Annotated in this window: 26 protein-coding genes; 7 read left to right on the forward strand and 19 right to left on the reverse strand. The window is 68.2% G+C overall.

Annotation, left to right across the window (positions count from 1 at the left end; all coding sequences use genetic code 11):
- Positions 1-25 precede the first annotated feature (25 nt).
- The gene (locus tag DKG74_RS09615; RefSeq protein ID WP_109905110.1) at positions 26-337 is read left to right on the forward strand and encodes a hypothetical protein; all 312 of its coding nucleotides are present in this window, start codon (positions 26-28) and stop codon (positions 335-337) included.
- Here the strand turns inward: DKG74_RS09615 and ybaK are convergent.
- The 9 genes from ybaK to DKG74_RS09660 form a co-directional block, all read right to left on the reverse strand.
- Positions 327-800: a Cys-tRNA(Pro) deacylase gene (gene ybaK, locus DKG74_RS09620; protein ID WP_109905112.1), complete on the reverse strand. Its 474-nt coding sequence runs from the start codon at positions 798-800 to the stop codon at positions 327-329. The genes DKG74_RS09615 and ybaK overlap by 11 nt on opposite strands.
- Positions 801-860: 60 nt before the next feature.
- On the reverse strand, positions 861-1,244 hold the full coding sequence (locus tag DKG74_RS09625) for a hypothetical protein (RefSeq protein WP_109905114.1): 384 nt from the start codon (positions 1,242-1,244) through the stop codon (positions 861-863).
- A gap of 89 nt (positions 1,245-1,333) precedes the next feature.
- Complete coding sequence (locus tag DKG74_RS09630) at positions 1,334-1,636, reverse strand: zinc ribbon domain-containing protein YjdM (protein WP_109905116.1); 303 nt, start codon at positions 1,634-1,636, stop codon at positions 1,334-1,336.
- A 22-nt stretch (positions 1,637-1,658) separates the two neighbouring features.
- The gene (lepA, locus tag DKG74_RS09635) at positions 1,659-3,461 is read right to left on the reverse strand and encodes a translation elongation factor 4 (protein ID WP_109905118.1); all 1,803 of its coding nucleotides are present in this window, start codon (positions 3,459-3,461) and stop codon (positions 1,659-1,661) included.
- Positions 3,462-3,472: 11 nt separating this feature from the next.
- On the reverse strand, positions 3,473-5,878 hold the full coding sequence (gene pheT / locus DKG74_RS09640) for a phenylalanine--tRNA ligase subunit beta (protein WP_109905120.1): 2,406 nt from the start codon (positions 5,876-5,878) through the stop codon (positions 3,473-3,475).
- Entirely contained in the window at positions 5,875-6,951 is a 1,077-nt protein-coding gene (pheS, locus tag DKG74_RS09645) for a phenylalanine--tRNA ligase subunit alpha (RefSeq protein ID WP_109905122.1), read from the reverse strand. Before pheS ends, pheT begins: the two co-directional genes overlap by 4 nt.
- 127 nt (positions 6,952-7,078) lie before the next feature.
- Entirely contained in the window at positions 7,079-7,444 is a 366-nt protein-coding gene (gene rplT, locus DKG74_RS09650; RefSeq protein ID WP_109905124.1) for a 50S ribosomal protein L20, read from the reverse strand.
- A gap of 14 nt (positions 7,445-7,458) precedes the next feature.
- Positions 7,459-7,659, reverse strand: coding sequence for a 50S ribosomal protein L35 (rpmI, locus tag DKG74_RS09655; protein WP_109905212.1), 201 nt, complete (start codon positions 7,657-7,659; stop codon positions 7,459-7,461).
- 130 nt (positions 7,660-7,789) lie between these two features.
- A complete protein-coding gene (locus DKG74_RS09660) occupies positions 7,790-8,857 on the reverse strand; it encodes a TAXI family TRAP transporter solute-binding subunit (RefSeq protein WP_109905126.1) in 1,068 nt (355 codons plus the stop codon).
- 120 nt (positions 8,858-8,977) lie between these two features.
- Between DKG74_RS09660 and DKG74_RS09665 the strand changes: the two genes are divergently transcribed.
- Complete coding sequence (locus DKG74_RS09665; protein ID WP_109905128.1) at positions 8,978-9,823, forward strand: hypothetical protein; 846 nt, start codon at positions 8,978-8,980, stop codon at positions 9,821-9,823.
- A 5-nt stretch (positions 9,824-9,828) separates the two neighbouring features.
- Here DKG74_RS09665 and DKG74_RS09670 read toward each other — a convergent pair whose 3' ends face one another.
- The 4 genes from DKG74_RS09670 to DKG74_RS09685 form a co-directional block, all read right to left on the reverse strand.
- Positions 9,829-10,506, reverse strand: coding sequence for a rhomboid family intramembrane serine protease (locus DKG74_RS09670; protein ID WP_109905130.1), 678 nt, complete (start codon positions 10,504-10,506; stop codon positions 9,829-9,831).
- A 111-nt stretch (positions 10,507-10,617) separates the two neighbouring features.
- Positions 10,618-11,847 (reverse strand): class I SAM-dependent RNA methyltransferase, encoded by a 1,230-nt coding sequence (locus DKG74_RS09675; protein WP_109905132.1) that lies wholly within the window; start codon positions 11,845-11,847, stop codon positions 10,618-10,620.
- Positions 11,840-12,580, reverse strand: a complete 741-nt coding sequence (locus DKG74_RS09680; protein WP_109905134.1) for a TlyA family RNA methyltransferase — start codon at positions 12,578-12,580, stop codon at positions 11,840-11,842. The genes DKG74_RS09675 and DKG74_RS09680 overlap by 8 nt, the downstream gene beginning before the upstream one ends.
- Positions 12,580-13,989, reverse strand: coding sequence for an MATE family efflux transporter (locus DKG74_RS09685; protein WP_165837616.1), 1,410 nt, complete (start codon positions 13,987-13,989; stop codon positions 12,580-12,582). The genes DKG74_RS09680 and DKG74_RS09685 overlap by 1 nt, the downstream gene beginning before the upstream one ends.
- A 160-nt stretch (positions 13,990-14,149) precedes the next feature.
- Here DKG74_RS09685 and queE point away from each other — a divergent pair, with 160 nt between their 5' ends.
- Genes queE through DKG74_RS09700 form a run of 3 tightly spaced genes read left to right on the forward strand, consistent with a single transcriptional unit; the run spans position 14,150 to position 16,072 of the window.
- Positions 14,150-14,803 carry a 7-carboxy-7-deazaguanine synthase gene (gene queE, locus DKG74_RS09690; RefSeq protein WP_109905138.1) on the forward strand — a complete coding sequence of 218 codons (654 nt, stop codon included), beginning with the start codon at positions 14,150-14,152 and terminating at the stop codon, positions 14,801-14,803.
- 17 nt (positions 14,804-14,820) lie between these two features.
- Complete coding sequence (queC, locus tag DKG74_RS09695) at positions 14,821-15,519, forward strand: 7-cyano-7-deazaguanine synthase QueC (protein ID WP_109905140.1); 699 nt, start codon at positions 14,821-14,823, stop codon at positions 15,517-15,519.
- Positions 15,520-15,538: 19 nt separating this feature from the next.
- On the forward strand, positions 15,539-16,072 hold the full coding sequence (locus DKG74_RS09700; protein ID WP_109905142.1) for a 6-pyruvoyl trahydropterin synthase family protein: 534 nt from the start codon (positions 15,539-15,541) through the stop codon (positions 16,070-16,072).
- On the opposite strand, the gene DKG74_RS09705 is transcribed toward DKG74_RS09700, so the two are convergent.
- Together DKG74_RS09705 and DKG74_RS09710 are read right to left on the reverse strand one after the other, a co-directional pair.
- Positions 16,057-16,494, reverse strand: coding sequence for a DUF2442 domain-containing protein (locus DKG74_RS09705; protein ID WP_165837617.1), 438 nt, complete (start codon positions 16,492-16,494; stop codon positions 16,057-16,059). The genes DKG74_RS09700 and DKG74_RS09705 overlap by 16 nt on opposite strands.
- Position 16,495: 1 nt before the next feature.
- Positions 16,496-16,687, reverse strand: a complete 192-nt coding sequence (locus DKG74_RS09710; protein ID WP_109905146.1) for a DUF4160 domain-containing protein — start codon at positions 16,685-16,687, stop codon at positions 16,496-16,498.
- A 171-nt stretch (positions 16,688-16,858) separates the two neighbouring features.
- Between DKG74_RS09710 and DKG74_RS09715 the strand changes: the two genes are divergently transcribed.
- A complete protein-coding gene (locus DKG74_RS09715) occupies positions 16,859-18,169 on the forward strand; it encodes a type I glutamate--ammonia ligase (RefSeq protein WP_165837618.1) in 1,311 nt (436 codons plus the stop codon).
- Between the two features lie 15 nt (positions 18,170-18,184).
- Positions 18,185-18,802, forward strand: coding sequence for a cysteine hydrolase family protein (locus DKG74_RS09720; protein WP_109905150.1), 618 nt, complete (start codon positions 18,185-18,187; stop codon positions 18,800-18,802).
- A 13-nt stretch (positions 18,803-18,815) separates the two neighbouring features.
- Here the strand turns inward: DKG74_RS09720 and DKG74_RS09725 are convergent, their stop codons facing one another.
- Genes DKG74_RS09725 through arcD form a run of 4 tightly spaced genes read right to left on the reverse strand, consistent with a single transcriptional unit; the run spans position 18,816 to position 23,626 of the window.
- Positions 18,816-19,754 carry a carbamate kinase gene (locus tag DKG74_RS09725; RefSeq protein WP_109905152.1) on the reverse strand — a complete coding sequence of 313 codons (939 nt, stop codon included), beginning with the start codon at positions 19,752-19,754 and terminating at the stop codon, positions 18,816-18,818.
- Between the two features lie 4 nt (positions 19,755-19,758).
- Entirely contained in the window at positions 19,759-20,760 is a 1,002-nt protein-coding gene (argF, locus tag DKG74_RS09730) for an ornithine carbamoyltransferase (RefSeq protein WP_109905154.1), read from the reverse strand.
- Between the two features lie 16 nt (positions 20,761-20,776).
- A complete protein-coding gene (locus tag DKG74_RS09735; protein WP_243404083.1) occupies positions 20,777-21,997 on the reverse strand; it encodes an arginine deiminase in 1,221 nt (406 codons plus the stop codon).
- 24 nt (positions 21,998-22,021) lie between these two features.
- Positions 22,022-23,626 (reverse strand): arginine-ornithine antiporter, encoded by a 1,605-nt coding sequence (arcD, locus tag DKG74_RS09740; protein ID WP_279340864.1) that lies wholly within the window; start codon positions 23,624-23,626, stop codon positions 22,022-22,024.
- Positions 23,627-23,669 lie beyond the last annotated feature (43 nt).

Below are 23,669 nucleotides of genomic sequence, written 5' to 3' on the forward strand. Positions count from 1 at the left end.
CGCAGCGAGCCGGGAGGGCGAGCCGATGGTCGGTCGGTTGTTGGGTTGGATTTTCGTCGCGCTGGCCCTGATGTGTCTGGGGGCCGACACGATGGCCATGCTGGAGCGGGGCGAATTCGGCCTGCTCGGCCTTGGCGCATTGTGGGCCGCGCTCGATGCCAATTCGATGATCGCCGTGGGCGACGCCGTCGCGGGCTACACCTTCCCTGAGCTCTGGAATCCCGGCATCACCACCCTGCTGCGGGTGCCCGGCCTGTTGCTGTTCGGCTTGATCGGGGTCTTGCTGCTGATCCTGTTCCGCAAGCGGGAGCGGCCGGCCCGTCTCTTCACATCGTAAGATCGGCGACGAGGGCGCCGAGGGCCGCGACGGCGTCATCGGGCAACAGTTTTGCCTGCAGGCCGCGCTGCCCGCCGTTGACGAAGACATAGGGCTCCAGCAGTGCGCTTTCCTCGATCGCCGTCGGCACTTTCCGCTTCTGGCCGAAAGGACTGATGCCGCCGACGACGAAACCGGTCAGCCGCTCCGCCGCCGGGGGCTTCATCATCGCCGCCGCCTTGCCCCCGAAGGCCGCCGCCAGCTTCTTCATCGAGACCTGGGCATCCGACGGCACGACGACGCAAACGGGCTTGCCGTCCACTTCCGCCATCAGGGTCTTGAGCACCCGCGACGGCGGCTCGCCGATCGCAGCCGCCGCCTGCAGGCCGATGCTGTCGGCATCCGGGTCGTATTCATAAGCAACGAGGTCGAAGGCGACCCCGGCCGCCTTCAGCGCGAGGGTCGCCCTGGTGGTCTTCGACATGGCTCCACTCTTCGCCTAGAGATGCATTCCCGTCATAGGACGGATCGCCCTCCGCTGTCATCACTCGGGGACGGGTTCAGCCGCCGCGCGTAGCCTTGCCTTCGTGGCGGCGGCCCTTTTGGCGGCGAAGCGCCGGCGGATGGTACGGCCGGCCCTGGCCGCGCCATCTTTCTTCAGGGCCGCCCAATTCGGCTCCCGCGACGTCCAGAGCGCGATGAGGTCATCCAGCCGGTGGGGGGCCGGCCCCCCGGCCTTCCAGTTCGCTTCCACCACCTCGATCTCGGCAAAGCTCGTCAGGTGGAGATCCAGCGCCCGGTGACAGAGCAGGCACAGCGGCAGCACCCGGTCGGGCGCCGTGCGCCGGTCGGGCAGATGCGCCATTTCGATCAGGGCGCCGACGGCGAGGCCGCAGCTGGCACATTGCTTCACGCTTGCTTCGGTCATCGCCGCATCCCTGGCGGCGCCGACCCCATGTCGCCACCGTCACGGAAACGGATAGCACCTTTGGCGCGAAAGCCAATAAGGATGAGGGATCAGCGCTTGCGGACGAATTCGGTGCGCAGCACGAGGCCCTTGATGCCGTCGAAACGGCAGTCGATTTCCTCGGGGTTATCGGTCAGGCGGATCGACTTGATCACCGTGCCCTGCTTCAGGGTGGTGCTGGTGCCCTTCACCTTCAGGTCCTTGATCAGCGTGACCTGATCGCCGTCGGCGAGGACATTGCCCGCCGCGTCGCGCACCGCGCCGGCCTCGGCCCTGGCCGCCGCCACCTCGGACGCCGGGCGCCATTCGCCCGTCGCTTCGTCATAGACGTAGTCTTCGTTATCGTCGGCCATCGGCCCTGCCTTTCACGCGTCTTTAGTCCGCGTCCATCTTCAGGGCGGCGATGAAGGCTTCCTGCGGAATCTCCACGTTGCCGACCTGGCGCATTCGCTTCTTGCCCGCCTTCTGCTTGTCGAGCAGCTTGCGCTTGCGCGAGACGTCGCCGCCGTAGCATTTGGCCAGCACGTCCTTCCGCATCGCCTTCACCGTCTCGCGGGCGATGATGCGTCCGCCGATCGCCGCCTGGATGGCGATCTGGAACAGCTGGCGGGGGATGAGGTCCTTGAGGCGCTCGCACAGCTGGCGGCCGCGCGCCTCGGCCCTCGTCTTGTGCACGATCATGGCGAGGGCGTCGACCGGCTCCTGATTGACGAGGATCGACATCTTCACGAGGTCTTCCTCCTGATAGCCGTCGAGGGCGTAATCGAAGGAGGCATAGCCGCGCGAGACCGACTTCAGCCGGTCGTAGAAATCGAACACCACTTCGTTCAGCGGCAGGCGGTAAACCGCCATGGCCCGGTTGCCGGCATAGGTCAGCTCGATCTGGATGCCGCGCCGGTCCTGGCAGAGCTTGAGGATGTCGCCGAGATAGGTGTCGGGCACGAAGATCGTCGCCTTGATCCACGGCTCCTCGATGCGGGCGATCTTCACCGGGTCCGGCATGTCGGCCGGATTATGCATCTCCTCCATCGTGCCATCGGTCATATAGACGTGATAGACGACCGAGGGCGCGGTGGTGATCAGGTCGAGGTCGAACTCGCGCTCCAGCCGCTCCTGAATGATCTCGAGGTGCAGGAGGCCGAGGAAGCCACAGCGGAAGCCAAGGCCAAGCGCGGCCGAGCTTTCCATCTCGAACTGGAAGCTGGCGTCGTTGAGGCGCAGCTTCGCGAGACTGTCGCGCAGCGTGTCGAATTCGGCGGCATCGGACGGGAACAACCCGCAGAACACCACGGGGACCGAGGGCTTGAAGCCGGCCAGCGGCGTGTCCGTCGGCTTCCGCTCGTCGGTGATCGTGTCGCCGACCGAGGTATCGGCCACTTCCTTGATCGCCGCCGTGATGAAGCCCATCTCGCCCGGGCCCAGCTTGTCGACGATCACCTTCTTCGGCGTGAAGATGCCGACGCGCTCGACCAGATGGACCTTGTTGGCGGCCATCATCTTGATCTTCTGGCCCTTGCGGATCTCGCCGTCGACGACGCGGACGAGAATGACGACGCCGAGATAGGCGTCGTACCAGCTGTCGACCAGCAGCGCCTTCAGGGGCGCGTTCACGTCGCCCTTGGGCGCCGGCAGGCGGTGGACGATGGCCTCCAGCGTATCCTCGATGCCGATGCCCGACTTGGCCGAGACCAGCAGGGCGTCGGAAGCGTCGATGCCGATCACATCCTCGATCTGGGCGCGGATGCGTTCGGGCTCCGCCGCCGGCAGGTCGATCTTGTTCAGGATCGGCACGATCTCGAGATCGGCGTCCATCGCCTGATAGACATTGGCGAGGGTCTGCGCCTCGACCCCTTGCGAGGCGTCGACGACCAACAGCGCGCCTTCGCAGGCCGCGAGCGAGCGCGAGACTTCATAGGCGAAGTCGACGTGCCCGGGCGTGTCCATCAGGTTCAGCTGATAGGTCTCGCCGTTCTTCGCCTTGTATTCGAGGCGGACGGTCTGCGCCTTGATGGTGATGCCGCGCTCGCGCTCGATATCCATCGAGTCGAGCACCTGCTCGGTCATCTCGCGCGCGGAAAGGCCGCCGCAGGTCTGGATCAACCGGTCGGCAAGGGTGGACTTGCCGTGGTCGATATGGGCCACGATCGAGAAATTGCGGATATGCGACAGGTCGGTCATGGCCCTGGGGCTCAGCTCCTGAGGGTGGCGCCGGTCGCCTTGGCGACCCCGGCCACGATCTTGGCGGAGACGGCTTCGATGTCCTGTTCGGACAGGGTCTTGTCCTTCGGCTCCAGCCGGACGGCCAGAGCGACGGAGACCTTGCCCTCGGGGACACCGGTGCCGCGATAGAGATCGAAGATCGAGACATCGGCGATCAGCGCCTTGTCGGCGCCCTTGACCGCGCGGATCAGGGCTTCCGCCGCCACGCCATCGTCGGCGAGGAAGGCGAAGTCGCGGCTGACCGCCTGGAAGTCGGACAGCACGAGAGGCCCCTTTTCTTTCGAAGCACGGGCCTTGGCCGCCGGAATGGCGTCAAGGTCGACCTCGAAGAACACCGCCGGGCCTTCGAGGTCCAGCAGCTTCGCGATCTTCGGATGCAGCGCGCCGAAACTGGCGATCACCGTCTTCGGACCCAGCTTGACGACGCCGGACTGGCCAGGATGGGCCCAGGCCGGCGCTTCCGCCGCGACGCTGAGGTTGGCGACCGGCGCGCCCAGTTCGGCCAGCAGGGCGAAGACATCGGCCTTCACGTCGAAGACGTCGACCGGACGGCGCCCGCCCTGCCACTGGCGGGGCGCGGCATGGCCGGTGCGCAGCCCGGCGGCGATGGCCTTCTGGTCCTTCGGCGCGATGCCGTGATAGGTGCCCGCGACCTCGAACAGGGCGACATCCTCGTTGCCGCGGGCGGCGTTGCGCACGGCGGCGGCGGCGAGGCTGGGCACCAGATGCGGGCGCATCACCGCGAGTTCGACCGAGATCGGATTGGCGACCTTCAGCGCCGGATCGGTCCAGCCGAAGGCGGCGGCGTGAGCCTCGGGGATGAAGCTGTAATTCACCGTCTCGACCATGCCGCGCGTCGCCAGCAGGCGGCGGGCCAGGCGGTTGCGCTTCTGCGCGGGCGACAGCGCCGGCACCGGCACGACCGAGGTAACGGGCAGCGGCAGCACCGGCAGCCTGTCGAGGCCGTTGATGCGGGCGATTTCCTCGACCAGATCGGCCTCGCCCTCGATGTCGCGGCGCCAGGACGGCACCGAGACCACCCAGGGCTTTTCCGCCATGGCGACACCGAAGCCCAGCGCCTCGAGGATGCGCGCCATCTCGAATTCGGGCACCAGCATCCCGGTCAGCTGTTCCACCCGGTGGGGGCGGAACGTCTGGTTCGGGAAATCGGCCGGGAAGGCGCCAGCCACCACCACCTCGGACGGCGTGCCGCCGCAGAGGTCGAGGATCAGCCGGGTCGCGAGTTCAAGGCCGTCGAGCGCCGATTTCGGGTCGACGCCGCGCTCGAAGCGGTGGCGGGCATCGGACTGGACGCCGGTGCGCCGGCCGGTCGCCGCGATCGTGTAAGGATCGAAATGCGCGGATTCGACGAAGACATCCACGGTCTCGTCCGAGACCGACGACGGCACGCCGCCGACGATGCCGCCAAGGCCGAGGGCCGCCGCGTCGTCGGCGATCACGACCGTCGCGCCGTCGACCTTGTGGGTCTTGCCGTCGAGGCCGTCCACCGTCTCGCCGTCGCGGCCGAAGCGGACATGAATGCCGCCGGTCAGCTTGCCGGCGTCAAAGACGTGAAGCGGCCGGGCGCGGTCGAAGGTGATCAGATTGGTGATGTCGACGAGGGCCGAGATCGGGCGAAGGCCAATGGCCTCCAGCCGGTTCTTCAGCCAGGCCGGGCTCGGCCCGTTCTTCACGCCGCGGATCAGGCGGCCGGTGAAGATCGGGCAGGCCTTGTCCTTCACCTCGTCGGTCAGGCGGACCGTGACCGGGCAGGGGAACTGGCCGGGAACGGCCGCGATGGCCGGGGTCTTCAGGGTGCCGAGGCCGGCGGCGGCGAGGTCGCGGGCGATGCCGGCGACGCCGAGGCAATCCTGCCGGTTCGGCGTCACCGCGATGTCGATCACCGCGTCGTCGAGGCCGAGGATTTGCGCGAAGGGCACGCCGATCGGGGCGTCTTCCGGCAATTCGATGATGCCGTCATGATCCTCGCCGAGGCCCATTTCGCGCATCGAGCACATCATGCCCTGCGAATCGACACCGCGAATGGCGGTCGGCTTCAGCACCATGCCGTTGACGGGAATGGTGGTGCCCATGCGGGCGAAGACGACCTTGAGCCCGGCGCGGGCATTGGGCGCGCCGCAGACCACCTGATAGGGCGCGCCGTCGCCGGCATCGACCGTGCACAGGCGCAGCTTGTCGGCATTCGGGTGCTGAACCGCGGTCAGGACATGGGCGACGGTGAAGGGGCGCAGGGTCGCGCCGCGGTCGTCCACCTCTTCGACCTCAAGGCCGATGGCGGTCAGCTTCTCGGCGATCTCGGCGGCGGTGGCCGTCGTGTCCAAGTGCTCTTTCAGCCAGTTGACGGTGAATTTCATCGCGACAGCCCTCCGCCCAGGGTCGGCAGGTCGAGCGCGGCGAAACCATAGTGCCGCAGCCAGCGCAGATCGGATTCGAAGAAGGCGCGAAGATCGGGAATGCCGTATTTCAGCATGGCGATCCGGTCGAGGCCCATGCCGAAGGCAAAGCCCTGCCACTCGTCGGGATCGAGGCCGCAGTTGCGGATCACATTCGGGTGAACCATGCCGCAGCCCATGATTTCCAGCCAGTCGTCGCCCTGACCGATGCGGATCGCGTCCTTGGTGCGGGCGCAGCCGATATCGACCTCCGCCGAGGGTTCGGTGAAGGGGAAGAAACTGGGGCGGAAGCGGATCTTCACCTGCTCCACCTCGAAGAAGGCGGCGGCGAAATGCTCGATCGTCGCCTTAAGATGACCCATGTGGATGTTCTTCTCGATCACCAGGGCTTCGATCTGGTGGAACATCGGGGTGTGGGTCTGGTCGCTGTCGCAGCGATAGGTGCGGCCGGGGGCGATCACGCGGATGGGCGGGGTCTTGCCCTTCATCGTGCGGATCTGCACCGGGGACGTGTGGGTGCGCAACAGGACCTTCTCGCCGGTCGCGTTGGGCGGCAGGAAGAAGGTGTCGTGCATTTCACGCGCGGGATGGCCGGGCGGGAAATTCAGCGCGGTGAAATTATGCTCGTCGTCCTCGATATCCGGCCCTTCGGCGAGGGCAAAGCCCATGGCGCCGAAAATCTCGATACATTCCTCGGTCACCTGGGTGACCGGGTGGATGCGGCCGGCGGCTTGCGCGGCGATGGGCAGGGTGACGTCCACGCGCTCCGCGGCGAGGCGGGCGTTCATGGCTTCGTCTTCGAGGGTGGCCTTGCGGGCGGAAATCGCATCGGCGATGCGATCCTTCACCTGATTGACGGCGGCGCCGAAGGCCTTCCGTTCGTCCGGGGCCATGGCGCCCAGGGTTTTCATCAGGTCGGTGATGCGGCCCTTCTTGCCGAGGGCGGAAACCCGGACTTCATCGAGCGCGGCAAGGTCGGCGGCGCCGGTGACGGCGGCCAGAACCTCGGCCTCGAGACCGTTCAAATTACTCATGATCGACCCCAATCCGGCGCCCCTTCGATCTGTCGGGCGCGGTTCCAGCGCCCATCACGATCCATTGGGCGCGGTTGCCCCCGGGGTTATCAAACCCCGGGGACGAATGCCAGTGAATTGGCGGGGGTCAGGCCTCGGTGGGGAGAGCCGCCCGCGCCTGCTCGACCAGCGCCTTGAAGGCGCCGGGCTCGCGGATGGCGAGGTCGGAGAGGACCTTGCGGTCGACCTCGACGCCCGCCTTCGCGAGACCGTCGATAAATCGGCTGTAGGTCAGGCCATGCTCGCGGACCGCCGCGTTGATGCGCTGGATCCACAGGGCGCGGAAGTTGCGCTTGCGGGCGCGACGATCGCGATACTGATACTGAAGGCCCTTTTCGACCTTCTCGATGGCGATCCGGAAGGAGGAGTTACCGCGGCCGCGATAACCCTTGGCCATATCCAGAACTTTTTTGTGACGGGCATGGCCGGTCACGCCACGTTTCACGCGCGACATATCTCAGCCCTCCGTTACGAATTCGGCAGGAAATACTTCTTCACGTTGTCGCCATCCGCCTTGAAGAGGATGGTCGAGCCGCGAAGATTGCGAATCTGCTTGTTGGTGCGCTTGATCATGCCGTGACGCTTGCCGGCCTGAAGCGCCTTGACCTTGCCGGTCCCGGTCAGAGTGAAGCGTTTCTTCGCCCCGCTCTTCGTCTTCATCTTGGGCATTTCAACCTCCTTGATCCGAAGGATCATTAAGCATGGCCCAGGCAGCCCTTTTCGCCCGGCCTCGCGATGGAAGCGGGCTATATAGCGGAGAGTCCCATGGGGTGCAAGCGGATCGGACCGGGGTTCGCGCTCAGATCGGCCCGGTCACCGGCAGCTCGATGCCCTTTTCCTGATAGAAGCGGGCGGCGCCCGGGTGCAGGGGCACGGCGATGCCGGCCGTCGCCCCGGCGAGACTGATGGCGGCGGCGCGCGGATGGCCGGCCGCGAGGCTGGCCGCGTTCTCGGGCGCGAAGAGCGTGCGGGTGATGTCGTAGATCAGCGGCTCGGCCGCTTCGGCGGCGCAGATCCACTGCGCGCCGACATCGACCGTTTCGGTCGCCATCACTGTCGGATAGGCGCCGGACGGGATGAAGCCCGCCATGAAGAAGCGCCCTTCCGCCAGCAGCCGGTCGCGCGCCGGCCCATTGATGGGAATCAGCACGATCCGGCGTTCCGGCGCGATATCGGCGATGCCGGCCGCGGGCACCCCGCCGAGGAAGAAGAAGGCGTCGATCTCGCCGCTGACCAGCGCGTCGGCAGCCTGCGACGGGCCCAGTTCGACCTCGGTCAGTTTCTTCGGCGAAACCCCATGGGCCTTGAGGATCATCAGGGCGTCGCCCCGCGTGCCCGATCCCGCCCGGTCGAGCGAGACGCGCTTGCCCGCGAGGTCCTTGACCGTCGCGATGCCGGCATCGCGACGGGCGACGAGATGCATACTCTCGCGGTAGAGATTGGCGATCACCCGCAGATTGTCGAGCGGCGGCCGGTCGGGGAACAGCTTGCCGGCATGGGCGAGGGCGACCACGTCGGCCTGCGCCAGCGCGGTTTCGACCGCGCGGCTGGCCACCGCCTGGACATTGTCGACCGATCCCTGGCTGGTTTCCGCCGTGGCGACGAGGCCAGGCACGCCGCAGGGCGCGCCGACGTCGCAGGCCGGCAGGCCGGGCGGATGGCTGAGCAGCCGGGCCATGGTCTCGCCCACCGGGAAATAGGTGCCGGCGGCGCTGCCCGTGGCGATGCGCAGGTAACGCGCCTCCTGCGCCCGCGGCGCCCCGCCGCACAGCACGAGGCCGAGCGAGGCGAGCAGCAGGGCACGCCGGCTGGGGACGAGCGGCGATGGCAAGCCGGTTACGGTGTCGGAGCGGTCAGGATGGTCCATGGCTGGCCAGGACAGATGTCCTTAGATCATCCGCCCATGAGATTGCCGGTGCAAGCATCGGCTGCCGGACCGTGCTAGAGTGATTCCACCCTTTGTCGCCAGTGTTGCCCGTAGGCCACCATGTCTGTCGCCCGCCTCGCCCGAATCCTCTTCGTCGCCGTCATCGCCGCCGGCTCGGCCGCGCTTCTCGCCAGCGTCCTGCCGGGCGGGGATCGGGGCACTGTCGCTGCCGCGGTCATTCCGCCGACCGGCCTCGAAGTGCTGGCGACACGGGCGGTGGAGCCTTCGGTCGCCCTCGCCGTCGACAGCCGGGGCGGCGACGAGACCTATCCCGCCTGGCTGTGGCTGCCCGCCAGCGCCGATACGACGGTTGGCCGGATCGAGGAAATCTCGGTCGAGGGCGATGTTCTCGCCCTGTCGGGCTGGGCCGGCGACATGTCGCTGGGCCTGCGCATGTCCGATGTCCTGCTGGTCGCCTGCGACCGGGTGATCGCCACCGTGCCGGTAACCCAGCCGCGCGACGACATCGCCGCCCGCCACCCCAATCTGACCACCGCCGGCTGGTCGGCCCGGCTGGCGCTGGCCGACCTCGGCCCCTGCCGGCGGCCGGATGTCAGCGCCTATGGCGTCGCCCGTTTCGGCAATGTGCTGTTCCCCATCGACGGACTGGTGCCCGCGCCGGCCGGCGCCGGCGGCAGCCTGTCGCCCGGGGTCGGCCTGACCCGGCCGGCCGGGGCCATGCGCAGCCCCGAACGGTCGGACGCCCCGGTGCGGGTGGTCACGCTCGAAGACGGTGGCATCGTGCTGCGCCGCTGCGGCCGCGACCAATGCGCCGTCATCGGCCGACTGCCCGGCGGTCGCCAGCGTCTCGTCATCCTGGACAGCCAGTCTGGCTGGCAATTGGTCGCCAGCGGCGGCGGCAGCGCCGGCTGGGTGCAGACGAGCCGCCTCTACGGCAGCAACTGAACCCGTCAGCCCCAGGGGCCGGGGCGCGGGCGCAGCCGGTCGCGGAACGGCCGGATCAGGGCGATGCCGACCAGGAAGCCGCCGATATGGGCGACCCAGGCGATCTGTTCGGCGCTGGCCGCGCCCGACAGACCGTCGACCAGCTGGAACACGAACCACAGGCCGATGGCGACGAAGGCCGGCACCGGCACCGGAAAGAAGCCGACCAGCACCACCACGGGCTGGCGCGGGAACAGCATCAGATAGGCGCCGAGCACGCCCGATATGGCGCCCGAAGCGCCGATCAGCGGCGCCTTGGACAGGGGATCGGTCAGACCCTCGCCGAAGGCCGCGGCAGCGGCGCAGAACAGATAGAAGGCGAGATAGGGCAGATGGCCGAGGGCATCCTCGACATTGTTGCCGAAGATCCAGAGAAACAGGAGATTGCCGCCCAGGTGCCAGAAATCGCCGTGCAGAAAGGCATAGGTCACCAGCGAGGCGACCGCGGGCACGGCGCCGATGTCATATTGCGGTGGCAGGCCCTCGAACAGGAAATAGGGCACGAAACCATAGCGCAGGGCATCCAGTTCGACATGGCCGAGCGACTGCTGCAGCAGCCAGATGCCGGCACAGACGATCATCATCGTGTTGTTGACGATCGGTCGCCTGCGCGTCGGCAAACCATCGTGCAGAGGCAGGACCACCGGATACCTTTCGCGGAAACTGTCGGGTCGCGAGGATTGTCAGGCCATCGGCAGGCCGATTGCCGAATCTCGGGGCCAAGAGTGTCGAAAATCGGGCGGAATGCCAGCGCGCTATCGCTCGAAATGGGAAACCAGTTCGATATGGGAGGACCAGGCGAACTGATCGACCGGCAGCACGGCGCCCATCCTGAAGCCGGCTTCGGCCAGAATACGCGCGTCGCGGGCGAAACTGGCCGGGCTGCACGAGACGGCCACGATGCGGCGCACCGGACTGTCGGCGAGGGTGCGGACCTGCGCTTCGGCGCCTTCGCGCGGCGGGTCGATCACCACGACATCGCCCGCGTCGAATTCCACCGCCTCGACCGGCCGGCGATAGAGATCGCGGCGAGTCGCTTCGACATGTTTCAGGCCCCGGCCCTGACGCCAGCCCCGGCCAAGGGCGGCGACCGCCGCCGCGTCACCCTCGTAGGCGACGACGGGCATGAGCTTCGCCAGCGGCAGGCTGAAGGTGCCGCAGCCGGCGAATAGGTCGACCGCGCGCCGGTGCCCCTCGCCGAGGCGGGCCAGCACGGCCTCGACCAGCGCCGCCTCGCCGGAGGCGGAGGGTTGCAGGAAGCCGGCCGGCGGCGGCGCCACCAGCGTCCCACCAAAGGCGAGGGTCGGCGCGCCCCGCTCCAGCACGGTCTCGCCGCCCGCCGTGATGCGCGCGACGTCATGGGTGTTGGAAAATTCGGCCAGGGCCTCCCGCGCCGCGAGGTCGAGGCGGATCTTCGCCCCGTCGAGCGCGAGGTCGGTGCCGCCGGGCAGCAGGGTCACGGTCGCCGCCTCGAGGGGCAGGCGCTGGGCAAGCGCGCGTAGGGGCGCGATCAGCCGCGACAGGCCGGGCAGGATCGCCGGGCAGGTCTCGATATCGACGAGGCGATGGGCGCGCCGCTCGTGAAAGCCGAAGAAGATGCGCTTGCCGACGCGCAGCACGGCGAATTTCACCCGCCGCCGCTCGCCCGGGGGCAGGGATTTCGTCGGCAGCACCTCGACATCGTCGAAGCCGCGATGGGCGAGCGCGGTGCGGATACCCTCGCGCTTGAAGGCGGCGATGGCCTCCGGCGCCAGATGCTGCAACTGGCAGCCGCCGCAGCGGCCGAAGACGGCGCAGGCGGGCTTGACCCGCTCGGGCGACGGCTCCAGCACCGTATCGAGCACGGCCGACTTGCCCTCGGGCATCACCCGGACCAGCTCGCCCGGCAGGGCGAAGGGGACATGGAGCGGGCCTTTCGGCCCCTCGATCACGCCGTCCCCTTGCGCGCCGAGGCGGATCACCCGGGCTTCGATCATTTCAGGCATCGCGCTTCGCCCCGATCAGGAATTCCACATTGCCCTCCGGCCCCTTGATCGGGCTTTCGGTGATGCCGAGCACGCGCCAGCCGGGCCGCGCCGCCAGCCAGGCGGCGATCCGGTCGCAAACCTCCTGGTGCAGCTCGGGTTCGCGCACCACGCCGCCCTTGCCGACCCGGCCACGGCCGACCTCGAACTGCGGCTTGATCAGCGCGACGAGGTAGCCGCCCGGCTTCACCAGATCGAGCGCCGCCGGCAAAACGGTCTCGAGGCCGATGAAACTGGCGTCGCAGACGACGATATCGACAGGCTGGGGGATGATCGCGGCGTCCAGGCTGCGGGCGTTGGTCCGCTCCAGCACCGTGACCCGCGCGTCGGTCCGCAGCTTCCACGCCAGCTGGCCGTGGCCGACATCGACGGCATGGACATGGGCGGCGCCCCTTGTTAGCAGCACGTCGGTAAAGCCGCCCGTCGAGGCGCCGACGTCGATGGCGACGAAGCCCGTCGGGTCGATGGCGAAGGTGTCGAGGCCCTTTTCCAGCTTCAGCCCGCCGCGTGAGACCCAGGGGTGGGGCTGGCCCTTCACGTCGAGGGGGATATCCTCCGCCACCTTGTCGCCCGCCTTGTCGAGCCTTTTGGTGCCGGTGAAGACATGGCCCGCCATGATGACGGCCTGCGCCTTGGCCCGGCTTTCGACGAGGCCGCGGTCGACGAGCAATTGGTCCAGCCGCACTTTCGCCATCACGCCCTCTCGATCAGGTCGCGGTAGGCGGGAATGCGGTGCCGGCCGGCGAAGCGCCGGACCATCAGCACCGCGAAGGCGCCGACGGCGGCGACGAAGCCCCACCAGATGCCCTCGCCGCCAAGGCCGAAGGGAAAGGCCAGCGCCCAGGACAGGGTGAAGCCCAGGCCCCAGTAGCACAGCATGGCATAGAGCATGGGCACCCGCGCGTCCTGCAGCCCGCGCAGCAGATTGACGGCGACGACCTGTGCCGCGTCGACCACCTGGAACAGCGCGGCGAGGACGAGGAAACCGCTGGCATAGGTAAAGACAGCGGCATTGCCGCCGCTGGTCCGATCGGCGAGGAACAGGCCGGCCAGATCCTCGCGCCAGAACAGCATGACGAAGGCCATCGCGCCCATGAAGCCGCAGCCGAGGGCGAGGGCGGTCCAGCCGGTGCGGGTGATGGCGGCGGCGTCATGGCTGCCGGCGGCGATGCCGATGCGGATCGCCCCCGCCTGCCCGATGCCCAGCGCGAACATGAAGGTGACCGACGCGATCTGGATCGCGATCTGATGGGCGGCCAGCGCCAGCGGCCCGATCAGCCCCATCAACTGCGCCGCGCCCGAGAACAGCAGGACCTCGAAGGTGATGGTGAGGCCAATGGGCGTGCCGAGGCGGACGACGTCCATCAGCTTCTGCCGGTCGGCCCGCCAGAAACGGCCAAGAAGATGGAACCGCCGGAACCGCCGGTCGAGGGCGACGAAACCGGCGAGCGCGGCCAGCGCCAGCAGGCCCGAGGCAACCGAGCCGAGACCGGCGCCGACGACGCCCAGCGCCGGCAGGCCGAAATGGCCGAAGATCAGCACATAGATGAAGACGCCGTTCACCGGCACCTGCAACAGCGCGATGACGAGGGCGGCGCGCGGCCGGTCGTAGGTCGCCATGAAATTGCGCAGCACGACATACCAGGTGCCGGTCAGCAGGATGGGCGAGACGGCGCGGACGTAACGCTCGGTCTCCACCGCCAGCCCCTCCTCCTGCCCGATCAGGCGCAGGAGCACGCCGATGTTCCACAGAAGCGCGATCACCGGCAGGCAGACGAAGCCGGTGGCCCAGAGGGTCTGGCGGACGATGCGGCGCACTTCGCGCATGTGATGGCGCTTCGCCCCGACGGCATAGGCCATCAGCGGCACCGCCCCTTGGGCGAGACCGATCAGGAACATCATCGGCACGATGATCACGGAAAAGCCGAGGGCGGCGGCGGCCAGCGCCTCCGGCCCGACCCGGCCGAGCATGATGGTGTCGGTCGTCAGCATGGCGACGCCCGCCAGCTGGCCGAGGGCGAGCGGCAGGCCAAGGGCGATCAGCGCCCGGGCTTCGGCCATGACGCCGCGCCCGCTGCCCGTGGGCAGCGCCGTCTGTCCCATCCCCCCTCCGGCCACTGCCGACATTGTACCTCTCCACAATCGAGCCGGGCACTATGACCAAGGGGCTTCGACTTGGAAAGGGGGCCGTGGGCAGGACTGCCTTGCGCGCGGGCGACAAGCGGCGCTAAACCCTTGGCTCCCGATCCCGAGCGGAGCCGCCATGCCCTATGCCGTCAAGGAGCTGTTTCCGACCCTGCAGGGCGAAGGCGCGCAGGCCGGCCGTGCCGCCGTGTTCTGCCGCTTCGCCGGCTGCAACCTGTGGTCTGGCCGCGAGGCCGACCGGGCGGAGGCGACCTGCCGTTTCTGCGACACGGATTTCGTCGGCACCGACGGCGAAGGCGGCGGCAAGTTCCCCGACGCGGAAACCCTGGCGGCGGCGATCGAGGCGTGCTGGGGCGAGGAACGGGCCTATCGCTATGTCGTCTTCACCGGGGGCGAGCCGCTGCTCCAGCTCGACGAGGAGTTGATCGAAGCGATGCACGGGCGCGGTTTCGAGATCGCGATCGAGACCAATGGCACCACGCGGCCACCTTCCGGCATCGACTGGATCTGCGTCAGCCCCAAGGCCGGCGCCAACTGGTCCTTGCGCCGGGGCGACGAACTGAAGCTGGTCTTCCCGCAAGCAGGCCTGATGCCGGAGGCGGTGGAGGAGATCCTGAAGCCCGCCAGCGGCAATGCCTTCCGCCATTATTTCCTGCAGCCGATGGATGGGCCGGATCAGCAGCGCAACATCGCGGCCGCCGCCGACTATTGCCGGCGCCATCCGCGCTGGCGCCTCAGCCTGCAGACCCACAAGCTGATCGGTATTCCCTGACGTCCCGGAGTTCGCCCATGACGGAAAAAGCCCTGGTCCTGTTTTCGGGCGGGCAGGATTCGACGGTCTGCCTCGCCTGGGCGCTCGACCGGTTCGAGACGGTGGAGACCATCGGTTTCGACTACGGCCAGCGCCACAGCGTCGAGCTGGAATGCCGCCAGACCCTGCGCCGCCGCCTCGCCGAAGAATTTCCGCAATGGCGCGGCCGGCTGGGCGAGGATCACCTGCTCGACCTCGGCATCCTCGGCGCGATCAGCGAAACCGCCCTGACGCGCGCGGATGAAATCCGTCTGCAGGCGGATGGCCTGCCCAATACCTTCGTGCCCGGGCGCAACCTGCTGTTCTTCACCTTCGCCGCCACCATCGCCTGGCGCCGGGGCCTGCGCCATCTCGTCGGCGGCATGTGCGAGACCGATTATTCCGGCTATCCCGATTGCCGGGACGACACGCTGAAGGCCTTGCAGGTCGCCCTGAACCTCGGTATGGACCGGCGCTTCGTCGTCGAGACGCCATTGATGTGGATCGACAAGGCGCAGACCTGGGCCCTGACCGAACGGCTGGGCGGCACGGCGCTGGTCGAGCTGATCCGGACGGAAAGCCACAGCTGCTACAAGGGCGAGCGGCAGATCGAACACCCCTGGGGCCGGGGCTGCGGCCAGTGTCCCGCCTGCGAATTGCGCGCCGCCGGCTGGGCGAAGTGGCGCGCCGGGCGCTGATCAAGGACAGGCATTCTTCATGGATTTCACCATCACCCGGCAGATCGCCATCGACGCCGGGCACCGCATCGCCAGCCACGGCTCGAAATGCCGGCACCTGCATGGGCACCGCTATGTGATCGAGGCGAGTTGCCGGCCGGTTTCCGGCGAGCTGCGCGCGGCCGGCGAACAGGCGGGCATGGTGCTCGACTTCGGCTTCCTGAAGGACGAGATGATGGCGCTGATCGACGCGCCCTGCGACCACGGCCTGATCGCCGATATCGCCGACCGCGCCCTGCTCGACCTCTTCACCCCCGAGGGGCGAAAGGGCGACGACTGGCACGCGGCCCTTGCCGCAACGGTCGCGGCCGGGGGCTTCGCGACGACGACCGACGGCCGCCTTGGCCAGAAACTCTATGTCGTGCCCTTCCCGCCGACGGCGGAAGGCCTCGCCCGCCACTGGTTCCACCGCCTCGCCCCGGCGGTTGCCCGGCGCAGCGACGGCCTCGCGGCGCTGACCCGCGTCACCGTCCACGAAACCCCGAACTGCCGCGCCGACTACGCGCCCTTGTGATCGAGCAGGTAGCGGGTGGCCAGCGCGACATGGCGCGGGATCGGCCTCGTCTTGCGGTAGTCCGCGATGAGCCGGCGGCTGAGACCGAGGGCCGCCGCCATGCCGTCGAGCGTCATGTCCAGCGCCGCCATCGCCGCGCGAAAGTCGCGATTGTCGAACTCGGCGGACGGCAGGCGGTCGAGCCAAAGCGCCGACAGATCGAGATCGCTCGCCCACTCGATGGCGTTGCCGTATTCGGCGACGCGCAGGGAACGAAACAATTCATCATCGTCGCGCAGGGGCCGGAAGATCCGCCGGCTGGCGATCACCGGGGCCAGATCCACGACCCGGGTCTCGCCCGACCGCCAGCCGATGCGGACTTTCCGCCCGTCCAGCGCCTCAGCCCGTTCAATGCGTGGCAGCGGCTCGCCGACGGCGATCATGTCAGCGCGCGTTGAGGCGTTTCCACTCATGATCCAGTCGCTCCCTGTTGGCCCCCGCCCAGGCGAGAGCCATGTCGAGATTGCGCCGGTCGATCTGCCCGGCGATCACTTCAAAGTCCGCGAGCCGCACCAGCACTTCGTGATCCGGCGTAACGACATGGAAATGCGGCGGATGATGATCGTCCGCGAACATCTGGATTTTCAGCTTCCCGATCTGCGCGAGGGTCGGCAGCGTCGGCCCATTCCATTCTGAAATCTAGAATAGTGCACAATGTGCACTGTTTCCAGTCCATCCCCGCGCCGCCTTGCTTCCGCCGCTGCCCTTGAGGCAAAGTTCTTTCCCGGTCGGAACAGGGGACATTCCGTGAAGCGTCATCCCTTCATCATGGCGGTGTGCAGCGATTTCGCCGGGCAGTTGCGCGGCAAGGGCTTCCCGGCCGAGGATCTGGCCGACCGGCTGGCCAAGGGCGTGGGCTGGACCCCGACCAATGTCATGATCAACTGCTTCGGCGCCATTCCGGCGACGCCCTTCGGCCCGCGCGGCGACCTCATCCTGCTGCCCGACCCCGGTGCCGAGCTGAAGGTCGATTTCGAGGACGGCAGCGTGCCGGAGCATTTCTTCCTCGGCGATATTCTCGACATGGCGCGGGCGCCCTGGTCCTGCTGCACCCGAAGCTATCTGAAGCAGGGGATCGAGCGGCTGCGCGCCGAATTCGGCCTTCGCCTGCGCGTCGCCTTCGAGCATGAATTCTACCACGGCGGCGTGGCCGAGCGGCCGGGCGGCTCCTACGGGCTCGACGCGATCCGCAAGGCGGGCGACTTCCCCCATGCCCTGATCGCCGCCATGGCCGCCGCCGGGATCGAGCCGGAAACCGTGCTGCCCGAATATGGCCCCTGCCAGATCGAGGCGACGATGCACCCGGCCCTCGCCCTGCAGGCGGCGGACCGGGCGGCGATGCTGCGCCAGATCGTGCACGCCCTCGCCTTCCGGCAGGGCGGCTGGGCCAGCTTCTCGCCGGTGGTGACGCCCGGCATCGTCGGCAATGGCGTCCATGTCCATTTCAGCCTGGAAGACGAGGCGGGCAGGCCGCTGTCCCACGACCCCGCCGCGCCCGATGGCGTGTCGGCGCTCGCCAGCCGCTTCATCGCCGGCATCCTGCGCCAGGGCCGCGCGCTCTGCGGCCTGACCGCGCCCAGCGTGCTGTCCTACGAACGGCTGAAGCCGAATTCGTGGAGCACCAATGTCACCAACCTTGGCTGGCGCGACCGCGAGGCTTTCGTGCGCATCTGCCCGGTCTCGGACGTGCCGGGCGAGGATGTCTCGCGCGGCTTCAATTTCGAGTATCGCGCGGCCGACGGCGCCGCCACGCCCCATCTCGTCCTTGGCGCCCTGATCCGCGCCGGCCTCGCCGGGCTGGAAGCCGGAGAGCCGGCGCCGCCCGCGACCCGCGACGGGCCGGGCAGCCTGTCGCCGGAGGACTGGGAGCGGCAGGGCATCCGCCCGCTGCCCGCCAGTCTCGCCGAGGCGCTCGACATGCTGGAGGCGGCGGGCGATGTGCTGATCGAGAATGCCGAGATGCGCACCGCCTATCTGATGCACAAGCGGGGCGAGATCGCGGCGGTCGAGGGCCTGGAGCTTGCCGAGCTCGCCGCCAAATATGCCCGTGTCTACTGAGTGAGGTTGCTTGCCATGGCCGTCCAGAAACCCTATCGCACCCGCGATCTGCCCATCGTGCCCGAGCGCACGGCGATCATCGTGATCGACGCGCAGAACAGCCTGCTCGACGACGGCACGCCGGAAGAAAAGCCCTATTTCCAGCACCAGCTGCACCAGGTCGCGCTGCCCAATATCGCCCGCCTGATCGAGAAGGCCCGGGCGAGCGGGATCGAGGTGATCTACACGGTGATCGAAAGCCTGACCGTGGACGGGCGGGACCGCAGCCTCGATTACAAGGTCAGCAATTTCAATTATCCCAAGGGCGGCTGGGACTCGAAGGTGCTGGACGCCGTCCTGCCGGTGGGCGACGAGATCGTGCTGCCCAAGACGTCGTCCAGCCTGTTCAATTCGACCATCTTCGAATATCTGCTGCGCAACCTCGGCGTCGATGCCGTGATCGCGGTCGGCTTCCTGACCGATCAATGCGTCGACCTTGCCGTGCGCGACGGCGCCGACCGTGGTTTCGAGATGATCTGCGTGACCGACGCCTGCGCCACCAAGAGCGAGGAGCGCCACAATTGGGCGCTCCGCCTCAACAAGGGCTACTGCCGGCAGGCGACGACCGACGAGATCCTGGCCGAGATGGTCTGACGCCGAAGCGGGGTCAGGATGGCGTCCGGCAGGTGATGCCGGGCGCCCCTTCGCGAATGCCGGTGCCGGCGGTCCCCGCGACGAGGGCGCCCGCGTCCTGCAGCCGGCCGATCACCGCCCGGCCCTTGCCGCCTTCGGCGAAGACCACAGCCGCCGCCACCTTCGGCCCCATGGAGCCGGCGGCGAAGTCGAGGGCGGCGAGGGCGCGCGGCGCGGCTTCCGTAATGGCGCGGGCTTCGGGGCGGCCCCAGTCCAGCATCACCGCCTCGACATCGGTCAGCATCATCAGGAGATCGGCGCGCAGGGAGCGGGCGAGCAGGCCGCTGGCCAGATCCTTGTCGATCACCGCCTCGATCCCCTGCAGGTGGCCGGCCTCGTCGCGGACGACCGGGATGCCGCCGCCCCCGGCGCAGATCACCAGCGCCCCGGCATCGACGAGATCGGCGACGATGGGCGCCACCAGGATCTCGGCCGGCGCGGGCGAGGCGACGACGCGGCGCCAGCCCTTGCCATCGCGCGCGACGGCGAAACCCCGCGCCGAGAGCCGGGCCGCGCCCGCGTCGTCATGGACGGGGCCGATCGGCTTCGTCGGATGCCCGAAGGCGGGATCGCGCGGATCGACCCGGACCTGCGTCAACAGGGTGGCGACCCGGCGCGCGGGACCGAGCAGGTTGCGCATTTCCCGCTCGATCAGATAGCCGATCATACCTTCCGACTGGGCGTCGAGCACGTCGAGCGGCTGGTCCCCGTCGGCCGGCCCCGCCGCCGCCTGCAGGGCAAGGAGGCCGACCTGCGGCCCGTTGCCATGGGTGATCACCAGCTCGTGACCGGCTTCGATCAGGGGGGCGAGGCTGAGCGCCGCCAGCCTGACGTTGTTTGCCTGATTGGCCGCCGACAGGGCTTCGCCCCGGCGCAGCAGGGCATTGCCGCCAAGGGCCGCGACGATCCGCATGGCGTCACGACCCGAGGGTGGCGACGAGGATCGCCTTGATCGTGTGCATCCGGTTCTCGGCCTGATCGAAGACGATGGAGGCGGGCGATTCAAAGACGTCGTCGGTGACTTCCATGCAGTCGATGCCGAACTTGCGCGCGATGTCGCGGCCGACCTCGGTCTCGGCGTTGTGGAACGAGGGCAGGCAGTGCATGAACTTGACGTAAGGGTTGCCGCTGGCCGCCATGACCTCGCGCGTTACGCGATAGGGCGTCAGCTGGGCGATGCGCTCGGCCCAGATGCTGTCCGGCTCGCCCATCGAGACCCAGACGTCGGTATAGAGGAAATCCGCCCCCTTCACCGCCACGCCGATATCCTCGGTCACGGTCAGGCTGCCGCCGTTTTCCGCCGCCGTGCGGTCCAGGGCCTCGACGAAGCCCGGCTCGGGCCAGAGCGCGCGGGGCGCCGCGATCCGCATGTCGATGCCGACCTTGGCCGCGCCTTCGGCCAGCGAGCGGGCGACATTGTTGCGCCCGTCGCCGAGGAAGGTGACGGCGAGATCGGACAGATGCTTGTGGGTGAATTCCCGCATGGTCATGAAATCGGCCAGGGTCTGGGTCGGATGCGACTGGTCGGTCAGGCCGTTGTAGACGGGAACGCCGGCGTGACGCGCCAGCTCCTCGGCGATCGACTGGCCGAAGCCCCGGTATTCGATGGCGTCGTAGATGCGGCCCAGCACCCGCGCCGTGTCCTTCATGGATTCCTTGTGGCCGATCTGCGAGCCCGATGGGCCGAGATAGGTCACATGGGCGCCCTGATCATAGGCCGCGACTTCGAAACCGGTGCGGGTGCGGGTCGAATCCTTCTCGAAGATCAGGGCGATGTTCTTCCGCGTCAGGCGCGGCACCTCGAAGCCACCGTATTTGGCCGACTTCAGCTCCTGCGCGAGGCGCAGGAGGAAGCGGATTTCGGCGGGCGAGAAATCGGCGAGGGTCAGGACGCTGCGGCCCCGCAGGTTGATCGGCATGGCATATCCTCTCGTGTCAGGCGGGGTCGCGCAGGATCGGGCAGGTCATGCAGTGGCCGCCGCCGCGTCCCCGGCCCAGTTCCGAGCCTTCGATGGTGATGACCTCCACCCCGTCGCGGCGCAGCAGGGTGTTGGTATAGACGTTGCGGTCGTAGGCGATGACGACGCCGGGGGCGAGGGCGACGACATTGTTGCCGTCGTCCCATTGCTCGCGCTCGGCCTGATAGGCATCGCCGCCGGTCTCGATGACATGCAGTTTGCGCACCCCGATGGCCTCCGCCACCACCTCGACGAAGGGCCTTGCATCCTCGCGCACGGCGATGCCCGAGGGCGAGGGCGCGGCCTCGATCACGAAGCTGCGGATGCGGTCGACGACCGCGGGGAAGCGCGTCACCTTGTCGTGGTCGCAGAAGGTGAAGACCGTGTCGAGATGCATGAAGCTGCGGTCGCGCGGCATCAGGGCGGCGACGACCCGGGCCGCGCCGCCGGAATTCAGCAGCCGCGCCGCGAGATGGGCGACGGCCTGGGGGGTCGTCCGCTCGCCCATGCCGATCAGCACGACGCCGTTGCCGACCGGCATGACATCGCCGCCCTCGATGGTCGAGAGCCGCGGATCGCTGTCCACGTCGTCGAGCCAGAAAGGAAAGCCGGCGTCACGGAACCGCGGGTGGAAGCGATAGACGGCGGCGACATTGGCCGCCTCCTGGCGACGGGCCGGCCAGAATGGCCGCGCCACCGCCGCCCCGCCATAGACCCAGAACGAGCTGTCCCGGGTGAAGAGCTGGTTCGGCAGCGGCGCGAGCACGAAATCCTTCGGCTCCATCGCATTGGCCGTCAACCCCTTGGGCAGGAAGGGCAGCTCGGCCCGGGCGATGCCGCCGACCAGCACTTCGGAAAGCTGGGCGGCCGGCATCTCGTCGAGCCAGGCGCGCAGTTCCTCGGCGAAATCGAGGCCGACGATGGCGGGCGCCACCCGTCGGTCGAGCAGCCAGTGGCGGGCTTCGGGGCTGGCCATGGTCTCGGCCAGCAGCTGTCCGAACAGATGGACGACCACGCCCCGCTCACGCATGGCGTCGACGAAGGCGTCGTGTTCCTGCCGCGCCTTCTTCACCCACAGCACGTCGTCGAACAGCAGCGCGTGGCAATTGTCGGGCGTCAGCCGGCGCAGGGACAGATCCGGCCGGTGCACGATCACCTCGCGCAGGCGGCCGATCTCGGAATGAACACCGAGTTGCATGATATGCGATCTCCTTCGCCGGGGTCAGAGCGGGCTGATGTCGCCGTGCCAGATCAGATAGGCGGCGGCGATGCCGGCGACCACGAGGCCGACGGCGATCAGCGCCTCGACCGCGGTGAAGGCGCGGCCGCCCTGTTCCTGACGGGCCTTCATGTAGACGAGGATGCCCGGGGCATAGAGCATGGCGCACATGAAGATATAGGTCGGGCCGGCGGCATAGATCAGCCACAGGCCATAGACCGTGGCCAGCAGCCCGACGAAGAGGGCGCCCAGCCGCGACTCGCCCGGCCGGTAGCTCTCGCCGGTCAGGGCCAGCTTGGCGGCGAAGGCGCCGGAGAAGACATAGGGCACCAGGATCGCCGAGGAGGCGATGTAGAACAGCGCCTGATAGGTGCTCTGCGCGAACAGGGTCACGATCAGGAAGACCTGGACGAGACCGTTGGTGATCCACAGCGAGGTGGCGGGCACGCCCTTGTCATTCTCGCCCGCGAAGAAGCGCGGCATGGTGCCGTCCTTGGCCGCCGCGAAGGGAATTTCCGCCGCCAGCAGGGTCCAGGCGAGGAAGGCGCCGAGCACCGAGACGACGACCGCGATATTGATCACCACCGCGCCCCAGGGCCCGACGACATGTTCGAGCACGCCGGCCATCGACGGGTTCTTGAGGCCGGCCAGTTCGGGCTGGGTCATGATGCCGGCGGACAGCAGCGAGACGAGGGCATAGAGCGCGAGGCAGGTCAGGAAACCGATGACCGTCGCCCGGCCGATGTCGGCCCGGTGTTCGGCCCGGCTCGATTCCACGCTGGCGCCTTCGATGCCGATGAAGACCCAGAGGGTGACCAGCATCGTGCTCTTCACCTGGTTCATCACCGATCCGAGATCGGCATTGCCCGCGCCCGACAGGTCGAGGGTGAAGGTGTCCATCTTGAAGGCGACGACGGCGACCGCGACGAAGAGCACGATCGGCGCGATCTTGGCGACCGTCGTGATCAGATTGACCGCCGCCGCCTGACGCACGCCGCCCAGGATCAGGAAATGGATGGCCCACAGCACGACCGAGGCCCCGACGACCGCCTGCCAGGTGTTGCCGTCGCCGAACACCGGCACGAAATAGGCGAGCGCGGAGAACAGCACCACGGCATAGGAGACATTGCCGATCCAGGCCGACAGCCAGTAGCCCCAGGCGCTGTTGAAACCGAGGAAGTTACCAAAGCCCGCGCGGGCATAGGCATAGGGGCCGGCGTCGAGTTCCGGCCGCCGGGTGGCGAGGGCGCGGTAGACGAGGACGAGGGCCAGCATCCCGACGGCGGTGATGCCCCAGCCGATCATGATCGCCTGCGGCCCCGCGCCATTGGCCATGTTCTGCGGCAGGCTGAACACGCCCGCGCCGACCATCGAGCCGACGACGATGGCGGACAACATGCCGAGATGGAGCTTCTTTTTTCGACCGAGCGCAACCCGGTCGCGTGGGTGGTCACCGTCATGGTGCGTATCCTCTTGTTCTTTTTGCTCAACCTTTGGGTTGATTTGACGAGGATTGGCCCAAGGTGGCGCTATTGCGTTGATCAGGATCAAGGCGCCATCGGTCGGATCATGGGCCGGGTACCCGCCGGGGCAGGCGCGTGCGATCACGAGGCCATGGCGGCCCCGGCGCGGGGCCCGCGGAATGAAACGG

Origin of the sequence: Zavarzinia aquatilis (assembly GCF_003173035.1) — a bacterium.
In the GTDB taxonomy this organism is placed as follows: domain Bacteria; phylum Pseudomonadota; class Alphaproteobacteria; order Zavarziniales; family Zavarziniaceae; genus Zavarzinia; species Zavarzinia aquatilis.